Annotated in this window: 10 protein-coding genes and 1 pseudogene; 2 read left to right on the top strand and 9 right to left on the bottom strand. The window is 72.0% G+C overall.

Going from position 1 to position 14,495, the window contains the following annotated elements; all coding sequences use genetic code 11:
- On the top strand, window positions 1-563 hold a 563-nt coding region (locus IE329_RS05215; protein ID WP_190209574.1), incomplete at its 5' end, for an oligopeptide/dipeptide ABC transporter ATP-binding protein.
- Between the two features lie 226 nt (window positions 564-789).
- Here IE329_RS05215 and IE329_RS05210 read toward each other — a convergent pair.
- The 9 genes and pseudogenes from IE329_RS05210 to IE329_RS05170 form a co-directional block, all read right to left on the bottom strand.
- Entirely contained in the window at window positions 790-1,896 is a 1,107-nt protein-coding gene (locus IE329_RS05210) for an ABC transporter ATP-binding protein (RefSeq protein ID WP_190209573.1), read from the bottom strand.
- 19 nt (window positions 1,897-1,915) lie between these two features.
- A pseudogene (locus IE329_RS05205) lies at window positions 1,916-2,982 on the bottom strand (ABC transporter ATP-binding protein).
- Between the two features lie 49 nt (window positions 2,983-3,031).
- A complete protein-coding gene (locus IE329_RS05200) occupies window positions 3,032-4,012 on the bottom strand; it encodes an ABC transporter permease (protein WP_190209572.1) in 981 nt (326 codons plus the stop codon).
- A gap of 172 nt (window positions 4,013-4,184) precedes the next feature.
- A complete protein-coding gene (locus tag IE329_RS05195) occupies window positions 4,185-5,954 on the bottom strand; it encodes an ABC transporter substrate-binding protein (protein ID WP_190209571.1) in 1,770 nt (589 codons plus the stop codon).
- Window positions 5,955-6,064: 110 nt separating this feature from the next.
- Window positions 6,065-7,093, bottom strand: a complete 1,029-nt coding sequence (locus IE329_RS05190) for an ABC transporter permease (protein WP_190209570.1) — start codon at window positions 7,091-7,093, stop codon at window positions 6,065-6,067.
- A gap of 505 nt (window positions 7,094-7,598) precedes the next feature.
- On the bottom strand, window positions 7,599-9,995 hold the full coding sequence (locus tag IE329_RS41410; protein WP_190209569.1) for a peptidoglycan binding domain-containing protein: 2,397 nt from the start codon (window positions 9,993-9,995) through the stop codon (window positions 7,599-7,601).
- Window positions 9,996-10,346: 351 nt separating this feature from the next.
- Window positions 10,347-10,823: a DUF6113 family protein gene (locus IE329_RS05180; RefSeq protein WP_229927175.1), complete on the bottom strand. Its 477-nt coding sequence runs from the start codon at window positions 10,821-10,823 to the stop codon at window positions 10,347-10,349.
- Entirely contained in the window at window positions 10,820-11,776 is a 957-nt protein-coding gene (gene mshB / locus IE329_RS05175; RefSeq protein ID WP_190209568.1) for an N-acetyl-1-D-myo-inositol-2-amino-2-deoxy-alpha-D-glucopyranoside deacetylase, read from the bottom strand. The genes IE329_RS05180 and mshB overlap by 4 nt, the downstream gene beginning before the upstream one ends.
- A gap of 46 nt (window positions 11,777-11,822) precedes the next feature.
- Entirely contained in the window at window positions 11,823-12,017 is a 195-nt protein-coding gene (locus IE329_RS05170; RefSeq protein ID WP_073926270.1) for a DUF2304 family protein, read from the bottom strand.
- Between the two features lie 317 nt (window positions 12,018-12,334).
- Here IE329_RS05170 and IE329_RS05165 point away from each other — a divergent pair, with 317 nt between their 5' ends.
- Window positions 12,335-14,488, top strand: coding sequence for a S9 family peptidase (locus IE329_RS05165; protein WP_190209567.1), 2,154 nt, complete (start codon window positions 12,335-12,337; stop codon window positions 14,486-14,488).
- The last annotated feature ends 7 nt before the right edge of the window (window positions 14,489-14,495 follow it).

Genomic DNA, 14,495 nt, shown 5'->3' with positions numbered 1-14,495 from the left:
GGTACCCGCACCAGTTCTCCGGCGGCCAGCGCCAGCGCATCGGCATCGCCCGCGGGCTGGCGCTCAAGCCGGAGATCATCATCTGCGACGAGCCGGTCTCGGCCCTGGACGTGTCCGTCCAGGCGCAGGTGATCAACCTGCTGGAGCAGCTGCAGACCGAGTTCGACCTGTCGTACATGTTCATCGCGCACGACCTCTCGATCGTCCGGCACATCTCCGACCGGGTCGGCGTGATGTACCTCGGCAAGATGGTCGAGATCGGGACCGAGGAGCAGATCTACTCCTTCCCGACCCACCCCTACACCCAGGCGCTGCTCTCGGCGGTGCCGGTGCCGGACCCGACCGGCCGGGAGAACCGGGAGCGGATCCTGCTCAGCGGGGACCTGCCCTCGCCGGCCAACCCGCCGTCGGGCTGCCGCTTCCGCACCCGCTGCTGGAAGGCCGAGGAGCGCTGCGCGACCGAGGAGCCGCTGCTGGCCGCGCCGGAGTTGCTGAAGGGCCCGGCGGCGCACGACTCCGCCTGCCACTTCGCGCAGGTCCGGGACGTGGTGGGGGCGGGCTGACCGGACGGGGACGAACAGAGGGCCGCGGTCGCCGTCGGGCGACCGCGGCCCTCTGGCGTCCGGGCGGTGCGTCCGCGCCGGCGCGCCCGGGGCCGGGCCACCGGGCCGGGCTGCCGGGCGGTGCAGCGGGCCGGGCCGCCCGGGTCCGGGCGCGGGAACGGCCGAGGCCCGGGGGGTGCCCCCGGGCCTCGGTTCAGGTGGTGCTGCGTACGCCGGCGCCGCCGGATCAGACCAGGCCGCCCTCGCGCTGGCCCGGCAGGAGGTCCGTGGCGGCCTTCGCGGACAGCTCGGCGGTGCTGGGCCCCTCCGGGAAGTGGCAGGCCGTCAGGTGGCTGTCCAGGCTGCCGGAGAGCTGCACCAGCGGCGGCTCCTCGGTGGCGCACTTGTCCTGGGCCTTCCAGCAGCGGGTGCGGAAGCGGCAGCCCGAGGGCGGGTTGACCGGCGAGGGCACGTCGCCGGTCAGCCGGATCCGCTCGCGGTGGTCGTCCGGGTCGGCCTCGGGGACGGCCGAGAGCAGCGCGTGGGTGTACGGGTGCCGGGGGCTCTCGTACAGCGACTTGCGGTCGGCGATCTCGACGATCTTGCCGAGGTACATCACCGCGACCCGCTGCGAGAAGTGCCGCACGATGGAGAGGTCGTGCGCGATGAACAGGAAGGCGATGCCGAGGTCCTTCTGCAGCTGCTGCAGCAGGTTGACCACCTGGGCCTGGATCGAGACGTCGAGCGCCGAGACCGGCTCGTCGGCGACGATCAGCTTGGGGCTGAGCGACAGCGCGCGGGCGACGCCGATCCGCTGGCGCTGGCCGCCGGAGAACTCGTGCGGGAACCGGTTGAAGTGCTCCGGGTTGAGGCCGACCGTCTCCAGCAGCTCCTGCACCCGGCGCTGGATGCCGCCGGCCGGCTTGATGCCGTTGATCTCCATCGGGGCGCCGATGATGGAGCCCACGGTGTGCCGGGGGTTCAACGAGGAGTACGGGTCCTGGAAGATCATCTGGATCTCGGACCGGACCGGCGCCAGCTCCTTGCGGGAGGCGTGCGTGATGTCCTGGCCGGCGTAGCGGATCGAGCCGCCGGTCGGCTCCAGCAGCCGGGTGACCAGGCGGCCGGTGGTGGACTTGCCGCAGCCGGACTCGCCGACCAGGCCGACCGACTCGTTGGCGTGCACCGTCAGGTCGACGCCGTCGACCGCGTGCACCGAGCCGATCCGGCGCTTGAAGATGAACCCGCCGTTGACGGGGAAGTGCTTCTGCAGGCCGCTCATCTGCAGCAGCGGCTCACCGGCCGGGCCGGCGGGGGAGCCTTCGGCCTTGCCGAGGGTCAGTTGGTCGCTCATGGTCTCTTGCCCGTCCCGTTCAGCCGAGCCGCGGCTGGATCTGGTTGATGAAGATGTCCTGCTGCCGGTCCAGGGTGAGGTGGCAGGCCGTGGCGTGCCCGGTGGCGGGCGCGAGCAGCGGGCGCTCGGTGGAGCACTTCCCGCCGAGGACCTGCTCCTGGTGGTCGCAGCGCGGGTTGAAGGGGCAGCCCTTGGGCATGTTGATCAGGCTCGGCGGGGTGCCGCGCACCGGGCGCAGCGGTACGTCCAGCGGGCCGCCGAGGCTGGGCATCGAGGACAGCAGGCCCCAGGTGTAGGGGTGCTGGGGGGCCTTGAGGACCTCGCGGACGGTGCCGCGCTCCACGGCCCGGCCGGCGTACATCACCATCACGTCGTGGGCGGTGCGGGCGATCACGCCGAGGTCGTGGGTGATCATGATGATCGCGGTGCCGAGCTCCTGCTGGAGGTCCTTCAGCAGGTCGAGGATCTGCGCCTGGACGGTGACGTCCAGGGCGGTGGTCGGCTCGTCGGCGATCAGCAGGTCGGGGTCGCAGACCAGCGACATGGCGATCATCGCGCGCTGGCGCATGCCGCCGGAGAACTGGTGCGGGTAGTCGTCGACCCGCAGCGAGGGCTGCGGGATGCCGACCCGGGTGAGCATCTCGACGGCCCGGTCGCGGGCCTCCTTCTTGCTCGCGCCGGTGTGCTTGCTGTACGTCTCGCCGATCTGCCGGCCGATCGTGTAGTACGGCGAGAGGGCGGTCAGCGGGTCCTGGAAGATCATGGCCATCTTCCGGCCGCGCAGGTGCTCCAGCTCGCGGTCGGTGCGGCCGACCAGCTCCTCGCCGTCCAGCTTGATGGACCGGTGATCTCGGTGGCCTTGCGGTGGTGCAGGCCGAGGATGGCCAGGTTGGTCACCGACTTGCCGGAGCCGGACTCGCCGACGATGCCGAGCGTCGAGCCCTTCTCCAGGTCGAAGGAGAGGCCGTCGACCGCCTTGACGACGCCGTCCTCGGTCCTGAAGCGCACCTGGAGGTCGTCGACGGAGAGGAACGGCCCGGCCGGGCTCCGGTCGGTCGAGGCCTGGGACTGGGCCTGGGTGGTCACGGGCGGACTCCTCGGTGGGTCGTGCGGCGCGCGGCGGGGTTCACGGTGCTCATGCCAGTCGGATTCGGGGGTCGATGAGGGCGTACGCGGCGTCCACGATGATGTTGAAGAGGACGATCAGCCCGGCGGCGACGACGACCACGGCCATCAGCATCGGCAGGTCGTTGTCGACCACGGCGTCGATGGAGAGCCGGCCGATGCCGTGCAGGTTGAAGGTGGTCTCGGTGATGATCGCGCCACCCAGCAGCGAGCCGAGGTCGATGCCCAGGATGGTGATGATCTGGCCGAGCGAGCCGCGCCAGGCGTACCGCAGGAAGACCGTCCGGCCGGGCATGCCCTTGGCGCGGGCGGTGCGGACGTGGTCCTCGGAGAGCTGCTCGATCATCGACGAGCGCGTCATCCGGGTGTAGTTCGCGGTGAAGATCAGGGCGAGCACGATCCACGGGAGCAGCAGGCCGCTGAACCAGGCCCCCGGGTCCTCGGTGATCGAGCCGTCGTGCGGCTCGGGCAGGATGCCGGTCTGGCGGACGAGGAAGTACATCGCCAGGGTGCCGATGAAGTAGATCTGCATCGAGGAGAAGGTCAGCGAGATGGCGCTGGCCGACTTGTCGAGCAGGCTGCCCTGCTTGTGCGCGGCGAGCATGCCGGCGCCGACGCCCAGCACCAGGAAGACCACGGCCGCGCCGAGGGTCAGCGAGATGGTGGTGGGGAAGCGGTCCAGGATGGTCGCGAGGACGGGCTCGTGGTTGGTGAACGAGTACCCGAGGCAGGGGGCCGCGCAGTCGCCCCAGGCGGGGTAGGTGCGGCCGACGAACAGCGCCACGAACCAGTGCCAGTACTGCAGCGGCAGCGCCTCGTTCATCCCCAGGTTGGTCCGGACGGTCTCCAGGTCCGTGGGGGAGCAGATCTTGCCGCAGAACGACCGTGCGGGGTCGGCCGGCACGGCGTAGAAGAGGCAGAAGGTGATGGCGCTGATGATCAATAGGATCGCGCCCGCACCTAGCATCCGGCGCACAAGGAAGCGGAACATGGGAGCGTGATCTCCTGATCGGGTGTCAGAGCCGGGCTGAGCGGGGGGCGGTCGGCGGCCGGCAGCTGGGTGGCTGGGTGCTGGGTGCCGCCCGGTCGGATGCGGTCGGGTGGCGCGGTGTCCGCCGCCCGGTCGGGGCGGCGGACACCGTGGGACTACCGGTGGAGCGGGGTCACGGCTTCAGGAAGACCTTGTTCGGGCTGATGATCTGGCCCAGCGGGTCGTACTCGGCGCCGCCGATCTTGGAGCCGTGCAGGATGTAGAACTTGTTGGTGATGCCGGGGATGGCCGGGGCCTTCTCCAGGATCTTCTTGTCCAGCGCGCCCCAGGCCTTGTTCTGCTCGGCCGAGTCGGAGAGGGCCATGATCCGGTCGATCTCGGCGTTGATCTCCGGGTCGTTGAAGTTGGAGTAGTTCTGCGAGCCGTCGGCGATGGTGCGGCCGTCGAAGAGCACCGGCAGCACGGTGGCGCCGGTCGGCCAGTCGGCGCCCCAGCCGCCCCAGAAGACGTCGATCTCCTTGTCGACCTTGCTGATCTCGTCGTACCAGGTCTTGGTGTCGATCGGCTTGATGACGACGTCGAAGCCGGCCTTCTTCAGCGCGGACTCGATGACGACCGAGATCTGCTGCTGCTTCGGGGTGTTGTTGTACGCGTAGACGATCTTCTGGTTCTCGGCGCCGGCCTCCTTGAGGAGGGCCTTGGCCTTGTCCGGGTCACCCTCGGGCTTGGCGATCTTGCCCCAGACGTCCGTCTCCTGGAAGCCGGCGACGGTCGGGTTCAGCAGCGAGCGCGAGTAGTCGCCGGTGTCCGGGCCACCCTCGGTCTGGCGGATCTGCTGCAGCGGCCAGGCCTGGATGAGCGCCTCGCGGACCTTCTGGTTGGTGATCCGCTTGTTGTTGATCCAGTAGTAGTCGGCGTACGGGCTGTTGCCCTTGACCAGACGGTCCTTCAGGCTGGCGTCGCCGAGCACCTTCTGCAGGCGGTCACCGGCGGTCGAGGCGTAGAACGACATGGTCGTCTGGTCCTCGCCCTTGTCGGCGGCGATCAGCTTGTCGGTGGCCGGGATGGCCTGGAAGCCGAACTCGAAGTTCCACTTGTCCGGGTAGGCGTTGCGGATCGGGTCCGTCTTCGCGTCCCAGTTGGTGTTCCGCTCCAGGGTCAGCGTCTTGTCGGTGACCCGGTCGACGATCTTGTACGGGCCGCTGGAGAGCGGCTTCTTGTCGTACTCCTCCTTGGTGTCACCCTTCTCGGAGACGACCGCGTAGGTGGTCATGGCCATCGCGTAGTTGAAGTCCGCGTGCGGCTTGTCGAACTTGAAGACGATGGTCTTCGGGTCCTGGGCGATGACGTTGTCCAGGTGCTTGCCGCCGTAGGGGCCCTCGTAGGCCTTGCGGTAGTCCTGGTTGGTGAGCCACTGCTGGACGTAGCTGGCGCCCTGGGTGATGAACGGCGCGAAGGTGCGCTCGATGCTGTGCTTGACGTCGGCGGAGGTGATGGCCTCGCCGTTCTCCCACTTGACGCCGTCCTTCAGGGTGAAGGTCCAGGTCTTGCCGCCGTCGGAGGGCTTGCCGGCGTCGGTGGCGAGGTCGCCGACCAGGGTGACCTTGCTGCCCTCCTGCTTGTAGCCGGTCAGGCCGCGGGTGATCAGCTGGGAGAAGTTGGAGCCGGTGTTGGTGTACACCTGGGCCGGGTCGAGGTGCTCGAAGTCGTCACGCTCGATGTCCTTGACCGTGCCACCGGCCTTCGCGCCCTCGACGGCCTTCGCCGGGCCCTGGGAGTCGGCTGCGGTGCCGACGCTGACCTGGGCCTGGTCGGAGAGCTTGCCGCCCTTGGCGTCGGAGCTCTTCGAGCCACCGCCGCCGCCGCTGCTGCAGGCCGTGAGGGTGAGGGTGCCGACGGCGACTACCGCGGCCGCGGCCCGGAGGGTCTTGCGAGAAATCATGTCGTCCTGCCTGTTCGGTAACCGGCTGGTGGGCACGGAGGCACGGCGGACTGCCGAAGCCTGCGCTGAATGATCGATGTGAGGGTGTGCGGCGCCTTGGCGACGGTGCGTCAGCGCTTGGTCTTCGGGTCGAGTGCGTCCCGGACCGAGTCCCCGAGCAGGTTGAAGGCGAGCACGAAGATCACCATCGAGAGGCCGGGGAAGATCAGATAGGTGATGTCGTCGCCGTAGATCTCGGTGCCGCGCTGGATCATGCGGCCCCAGTCCGGGGTCGGCTCGATGATGCCGACGCCGAGGAAGGACAGGGCGGCCTCGGCGGTGACGAGGGCGGGCAGGGAGAGCGTCGCCTGGATGAGGATCGGGGTCCCCAGGTTCGGCATGATCTCCTTGAAGATGATCCGCATCGGGGAGGCGCCGGTGACCTTGGCGGCCTCGACGAACTCCCGCTCGCGCAGCGAGAGCACGGAGCCGCGCAGCAGCCGGGCCAGGCCCGCCCAGCCGAACACCACCAGCACGACGACCAGGACGAAGGCCCGGGCCCAGGAGGGGATGCTCTCGTCCGGGCGGTAGAAGGCCGCGAACACCACCGGCATGAAGGCGATGAAGAACAGGGTGGACGGGAAGGACATCAGCACGTCGATGGTCCGGCCCACGAGGTAGTCGAACTTGCCGCCCAGGTAGCCGGCCGCGACACCGATCGCGGCGCCGATGGCGGTGCTCAGCACGGTCGCGGCGAGGGCGATCAGCAGCGAGGTGCGGATGCCGTACACCAGCTGGGTGAAGACGTCGCGGCCGAGCGAGGGCTCCAGGCCGAACCAGTACTCGCCGCTCATGCCGCCGTTGGGCGCGATCGGGAAGCCGTAGTCGTTGAGCAGGCCGCTCTGGTCCTGGCCGTACAGCGTGTACGGGTCCTTGCCGTAGATCGCGGAGATCAGCGGTGCGGTGAGCGCGACCAGGACGAAGAACAGGACGACGAGGGCGGAAATCACACCGGTGCGGTCGCGCCGGAACCGGCGCCAGGCGATGGTGCGGGGCGAGAGCCCCTGGAACGCCTTCGCCGGCGCGGCGCCGGCGGCATCAGGGGTGGCCGGCGAGACGACTGTCTCGGACTCGGCCGACGCCTTAGTGGGGTTGGTCATGGTGGTGGAGCTCCCGCCCGGGATGTAGCGGCCGCAAGAAGTTGGTTGAACGGACTCTGGCAAGCCGTTTATCGAACGTCAAGGGGTCGGAAGTTCACGGAAGCGACATTTCCACTTCGTCCTGCAAGATCCATCAGGTCGTTGTCAAAGGGGACTTGACGCCGCGTCCGGCGCACGGGCGTACAGGGGCAAATATGGACAATAACTGTTCACACATCCGTAACGCGGGCGCTGTTATGCGCTCTGCGGACAGTGTGACGGTGGCTGAATAACAGCTGAAGTACAGTGAATACGTCGGACTTTTCGGGCGAATCTGGACGTACTCATCCGTCCGTTTATCGGACGCACCTGGCGAATTCCCGCCACTGGCGGTAAGTGCACGCCTTATCGGCCGCCACCATGACACTGGGTGAGCGACATCGTGTCACTGCGTAGTCGCGGCCCGCCAAAGCGAGGAGCCGGAGCCCCGATCGGGACCCCGGCTCTCGCTGCGTATGACGATACGTCAGGTGGTGGTGAACTTGAAGGTGCGGTCCTTGTCGCCCGTCTTGTCCAGGACGGAGGTGATGCCGTCCGCCACGTCCTGCGCGGTGATCGGCGCCAGGGCGCCGGCCTTGCGGGCCTTCAGCTTGTCGAAGATGCCGCCGATCGCGCCGCCCAGCTGGTCGTAGTCCCACTTGGGCACGATGTTGCCGGAGGCGTCCGGGGCCAGCGTGAGCGCCTTGGCGGCCGTCGCCTTGCCGAAGTCGAACTTCTTGGTCCCCGCCGTGACGTGCACGAGGCCGTTCAGCACGGACTTGCCGAGGCTGTCCGCGGCGGCCTGCAGGGCCTGCGGGGAGACCTTCGGCTGGGCCGCGGCGACCGGCAGGTTGATCGGGGTCTCCGGCTTGCCCGCGGCGCGGTCCCGGTAGGCCTGCTCGACCTGCTCGACGGCGGCGGTGGAGTCCACGGCCTGACCGGCCTTGCCGGGCACCACGACGACCTCGCCGGCCTCGGTGAACTTGACGTAGCCCTCCTGCAGCCCCTGGCCGGAGCTCGCCGCCAGCGCGTCCAGCGCCGCCTTCAGCTTGGCCCGGTCCACCTTGACCAGCGGCGGGACGGCCTTCTCGCCGCCCTTCAGCGAGTTGATCACGTCGACCGGGCTGTAGCTGTGCTGGGTCAGCCCGTCCACCGTGCCGGTGGTGTCGAAGCTCAGCCCGGCGGCCGTCGGGTCGAGGTCGAGCGTCTGCTCGCCGATCTTCAGCTTCACCGGCTGCTGGCCGGCCTTGCCGACGGTGTCCTCCAGCTGGTGGATCGCCTGGTCACGGCTGCTGCCGCCGATGTCGGTGCCGAGCACCACGGTGCCCTTGGGCACGTCCGCCTGGTTGAGCATCAGCCCGGTGCCGTACGCGGCGGCGCCGGCGAAGAGCAGGAAGCCGATGCCGTAGACGACCAGCTTGGAGGCCTTGCCGCGGCGCTTGGCCGGTGCGGCCTTCGGTGCGGGCTTGTCGGCCGCCCTGTCGGCGGGCTTCTCGCCGGCCGGCGCGGCCGGGGCCGGGCGGCCGCCGGCGGGGGCACCGGCCGGGGAGCCCGCACCGGGGCGGCCGGCGCCGTTCCCGTACGGGGCGCCCGGCGGGAACGGCTGCTCGGAGCCGAACGCCGCGCCCTGGTCGGACGGGTGGCCCGGCGCGGCCGGGGCGAACGGGTCGGGAGCTCCGGCCGCGCCGCCCGGGAATCGGCCGCCGGGGGCGGCGGTGGCGAACGGGTCCGCGCCGGCGCCCTGGGGGGCGGTGGCGAACGGGTCGGCGCCCGTGCCGCCCGGGGCCGGGGCGTACGGACCGGAGCGGGGCAGGCCTGACTGCGGCAGGCCGGGTATGGCGGCGGGCGGGGCATCGTCGCGGATCGGCTCGAAGCCGCCGATCGCGGTGTCCTCCTGCGCGCCCCGGCCGGCCGGGCCGCCCTGCGGCCGGCCGTTGCCCTGCGGGTGCGGGCGGGACGGCAGCGGGTCGGCGGCGCCCTGGCCGAAGCGGTCCGCGGCACCGGGGGCCGCCGGTCCGCCCGGATACGGGTCGGCGGCGAACGGGTCGGTGGCGAACGGGTCCGCGGCGAAGGGATCGGCGGGCATGCCCTCGTCGAACGGGTTGGCCGCGCCGTCCGGGCGGGCGGTGCCCGCGAACGGCGAGGCGGGCGCACCGGTGGGTGCCGGGCCCGGCGTCGGGCGCTGGCCGTTCGGGCGGCCCTGCTCCTTGCGGCCGGCGTCGGGGCGGTTGGAGCCGGGGCGGCCGGACTCGGAACGGGGAGCACCGGGGCGGGCCGCGTCGGGCCGGGCGCCGGCCGGACGGCCGGGCTCGGTGCCGCGGGGCTCGGCGGGCCGGCCGGGGGCGGCCGCGGGGGCGCCCGCCGTCACCGGGGCGGGGGCCGGGTCGGCGGCGCCCTTCTTCTGCCGGGGCCGGAACCACTCGCCGGTCGACTCGGCCTCCGACTGGCCGGCCGGCTCGCCGGTCTGCCACTCGGGCGGGAGGTTCGGCGGGGTGGCCGTCCTGGCGCTGCCGTCCATCACCCCGAGCACGGGGGAGGAGGGGGCCGCCGAGCGGTGCCGGGGCCCGGGCGGCTCGGCGGCCTCGGCGGGCCCGGCCTCGGGGGCGTCCTCGTTCTTGACGGCGCTGCGGACCACCACCGGCGGGATCGGGCGCGAGCCGGGGATGTTGATCCGGACCCGGGTGGTCAGCGTCGTCTCGGTCTTCGGGGCGTCGCCGCCGCCCTCGGCCGGCGCGGAGCCGGCCGTGTCGGACTGGCCCGAGCCCGCCCGGTCGGCGCCGCCCGGCAGGCCGGGCGTGCCGTACGGCGGGGTGCCGGACGGGTAGGCGTCCGGGCCCGTGCGCCGGGGCGTCGGGTAGGCGTTGTCAGATTCGCGGCTGCTCAATGCTGCTCTGCTCCGGGTTCGCGGTCGCTGCCGTGGAGCGCGACCGCGGGTTGTGGGGTGCCCGTCCGTCCGTCCGGCGGATGCCACCGGGCGATGGACCGGGACGACGTCCCCTCCGACACCAGCTTCTTTCGTCTTGGCTGATTCTCTCGCGCCGGTCCCGCCCGGCAGTGGTCGGGGGCGGGGGCGGCTTGTTGCGGCACCACCATACTGGGAAGAACTGAGCGGCGAACTGCTTCGGATAGAACCTGATACGTCCGGTTCCTCCGGTATGAGACTACGGTCGCGCGGTCCTGACTGCTCGTCGTGAGGATCGTGTACGGACACGCTACCGGCAGGCCCCGCCAGGGCTCAGCGACGCGGTCCCGGCACCCCGAGGAAGCCCCCCGAGCGGGTGGGCAGGGTGGCGCAGATCACCCCGAGGACCGAGCCCCCGAACAGGTAGACGTACGAGGCGAGGGTCGGCCAGAGCACGTAGTCGCCCTCGGGGCGCGGCACCATCAGCACCATCAGGGCGAGGAACCAGCCGGCCAGCGGCATGCCCGCGCCGAGCTTGGTGCCGGTCACCCGCAGGCCGCCGTAGAACACCGCGCCGGTGGCGGCCAGGGCCAGCAGCAGGCCGGCCGGCGTCCACAAGGTCTGCACGAAGCTTCCGCAGAGCGAGACCAGCGCGCCCAGCACGAACAGCACGACGTACGCGGCGACCCGGCCGGCCGTCGGCGGCTGGGGCTCGGCCAGCCGCTCGGCCCGGGTGCCGAGCACCCGGGCCGGCAGCGAGGGGCGGCGCGGGGCGGCGGCGGGGGGCGGGGCCGGGGCGCGCTCGATCATCGGGCGGTCTCCTCGGTGACGGTGACTGTGGTGGTGGCGTGCGCCGTGACGGAGCGGGGGGTACCGGGGCCGTCCTCGGTGTCCAGCCCCGCGAAGAGGTCGGTCTCCGGCCGGCCGGGGCCGGCCTCGCCGCGGACCAGCTGGTAGTACTCGGTCGCGATCAGCGGCTGGGCCAGGTCGTTGCTCAGCGCGAAGAACTCCCCCGCCACGGTGATCTGGGTGGCGTGCGCGGCCATCGCCGAGGCCTTCCGGCCGGCGTACCCGGCGCCGTCCAGCACCGTGGTCACCAGCTCGTCGTCCACCACGCCGGGCACGTCCGAGGGCTGCGCGACACCCGGGAAGGGCGCCTTCGCGGCCGCCTCGGCCAGGCCCCGCTCCAGCACCGAGCGCGGCATCCGGTTCCAGTACACCTTGGCGATCCGCCAGGCCGGGCCCAGGTCGGGGCGGAACTCCGGGTCGGCGGCCAGGTCGTAGGCCCGCATCGCCACCCGGTGCGCCTGGATGTGGTCGGGGTGCCCGTACCCGCCGTTCTCGTCGTAGGTCACCAGCACCTGCGGACGGACCTCGCGGACCACCGCCACCAGGTGTCCGGCCGCCTCGTCGAGGTCGGCCCGCCAGAAGCAGCCGGGGACGTCGTTGTCGGGCACGCCCATCATCCCGGAGTCGCGGTAGCGCCCCTCGCCCCCGAGGAAGCGGAAATCGGCGACGCCGGCCACCCGCATCGCGTGGGCCAGCTCGCCGATCCGGTACGGGCCGAGGGCGTCCTCCTGGTCCGCCGTCAGACGGGCCAGCTCGGGCGGGATCACCTCGCCGCCCTCGCCGAGGGTGCAGGTCACCAGGGTGACCCGGGCACCCTCGGCGGCGTAGCGTGCCATCGTCGCCCCGTTGCCGATCGACTCGTCGTCGGGGTGGGCGTGCACCAGGAGCAGGCGGCGGCCGGGATTCGCGGTCATGGGTGCAGCCTAACCACCGCCCGGCCCGCCGCCGGGCGGGGCGCGGTCAGAGCTTCAGGCCGTTGATCATCCCGGCGAGATTGCTGGTGACCTCACTGATCGAGGGAGCGATCGAACTGGACGCCAGATAGAAGCCGAGCAGTGCGCAGATGATCGCGTGCGCCAGCTTCAGATTGGACCGGCGGATCAGCACCACCACGATGACCAGCATCAGCATGACGGCGGAGATGGACAAAGCCATGACGGCTCACACCCCTTCTCGGGTGCGCCACGCCTGGGGGAGGGTGGCGGTCGGGACCGTGCGGGACAAGCGGTTCGGGTGGGCCGGGCCCGGGACGGGGCCCGACGATCACTCGATGGACCAAGTCATACCCGACGGGTGAGCGCCGCGTTACGTACCGTGAGGCGACATCACCCGGGGCACAGGGGCGTCAGTGGGGCGCATGGGCCGGTGGGAAGGGGTGCGGGCACCCTCCGGGCCTTCTTCGCGGGGATGCTCCGAACGAGTGATCGCAATGAGCCGGGCGGCGGCGCCGGAAGGTCGTAGGGTCTGGTGCCATGACCTCCGATACCCCTGCGGACACCTTCCCCCGGCAGTACGCGCGGACCCTGCGCTACACCGTCGGAGCCCCCCGGTCCTTCACCGTCGCACCGGACGGCTCCAGGGTCGTCTTCCTGCGCTCCCGGTCGGGCAGCGACCGGGCGAACCTGCTCTGGACCCTCGACACCGCCACCGGCCTGGAGCAGGTCGCCGCCGACCCGGCCGCCCTGCTCGGCGGCGGCGAGGAGGACCTCTCCCCGGCCGAGCGGGCCCGCCGCGAGCGCAGCCGCGAAGGCTCCGCCGGCATCGTCGGCTACGCCCTCGACGGCGCCGGCCGGCTCGCCGCCTTCGCCCTCTCCGGACGGCTGTTCGTCACCGACCTCACCACCGGCAGCGCCCGCGAACTGCCCGCCGAGGGCCCGCTGCTCGACCCCCGGCCCTCGCCCGACGGCGCCTACGTCGCCTACGCCACCACCGGCGGCGAGCTGCGGCTGACCCGGACCGACGGCAGCGCCGACTGGGCCTTCGCCCAGCCGGACGGCCCCGGCCTGACCTGGGGCCAGGCCGAGTTCATCGCCCAGGAGGAGATGAGCCGGGACCGCGGCTACTGGTGGTCGCCGGACAGCGACCGGCTGCTGGCCGAGCGGGCCGACGACACCCCCGTGGCCCGCTGGTGGATCGCCGACCCGGCCAACCCGGGCAGCGCACCGGCCGAGATCGCCTACCCGGCCGCCGGCACGGACAACGCCGAGGTGGGCCTCTGGGTGCTCGGCCTCGACGGCACCCGGGTCGAGGTCGACTGGGACCAGGAGGCCTTCCCCTACCTGGCGCGGGTGCACTGGTCGGCCGGCGGCCCGCCGCTGCTCCTCGTGCAGGCCCGCGACCAGCGCAGCCAGCAGATCCTCGGCGTCGACGTCGAGACCGGTGCCACCACCGTGCTGCACGCCGAGCAGGACGAGGCCTGGCTGGAGGTCTTCGGCGGCGTACCGGCCTGGACACCGGACGGGAAGCTGGTCCGGATCACCGACGAGGGCGGCGCCCGCGCGCTGGTGGTCGGCGACCACGCCGTCACCGGGGCCGACCTGCACGTCCGCTCGGTGCTCGCGATCACCGACGAGGAGGTCTTCTTCACCGCCTCCGGCGGCGCCGCCGAGACCGACCCCGAGCCCGGCTGGGTCGCGGTGGGCCGGATCTCGCAGGACGGCAAGCGGCTCTCCTGGGAGTCGGCCAACGGCGAGCCGTTCACCTCCGTCACCACCGCGGTGCACGCCGCCGGCGTCACCGTCCGCTCGACCGCCGAGCACGGCCGCCCCGGCGCCGTCGTCCAGGTCGGCCGCGACCTGCCCGAGGGCGTCGTGGTCGACGAGATCGCCGTCATCGACTCGTACGCCGAGACCCCGGTGATCACCGCCCGCCCGGTCTTCCGCTTCGCGGGCGAGCGGCGCATCCCGGCCGCCGTCTTCCTGCCCACCGGCTACGACCGCGAGCGGGACGGCCTGCTGCCCGTCCTGATGGACCCGTACGGCGGCCCGCACGGGCAGCGCGTCGTCCAGGCCCACAACCCGCACCTGAACTCGCAGTGGTTCGCCGACCAGGGCTTCGCCGTGATCGTCGCGGACGGGCGCGGCACCCCCGGGCGCAGCCCGCAGTGGGAGAAGTCGATCGCCTTCGACTTCGCCGGCGCCACCCTGGACGACCAGGCCGACGCCCTGGCGGCGCTCGCCGAGGAGTTCCCGCTGGACCTCGGCCGGGTCGCGATCCGGGGCTGGTCCTACGGCGGCTACCTGGCCGCGCTCGCCGTGCTGCGCCGCCCGGACGTCTTCCACGCGGCCGTCGCCGGAGCCCCCGTCACCGACTGGGAGCTCTACGACACCCACTACACCGAGCGCTACCTCGGCCACCCCGCCGAGCGCCCCGAGGTGTACGAGGCCAACTCGCTGACCGGCTACGCGGCCGGCCTGGAGCGGCCGCTGATGATCATCCACGGGCTGGCGGACGACAACGTGGTGGCCGCGCACACCCTGCGGCTCTCCTCCGCGCTGCTCGCGGCCGGGCGCCCGCACACCGTGCTGCCGCTCTCCGGAGTCACCCACATGACCCCGCAGGAGGAGGTCGCGGAGAACCTGCTGCTGCTCCAGGTCGACTTCATCAAGCGCGCGCTGGCGGGCTGACCCGGCC

It is taken from the genome of Kitasatospora indigofera (assembly GCF_014655955.1).
Lineage (GTDB): Bacteria > Actinomycetota > Actinomycetes > Streptomycetales > Streptomycetaceae > Kitasatospora > Kitasatospora indigofera.
Note: the sequence above shows the minus strand (reverse complement) of the source record. Positions and strands in the feature narration are given on the sequence as shown.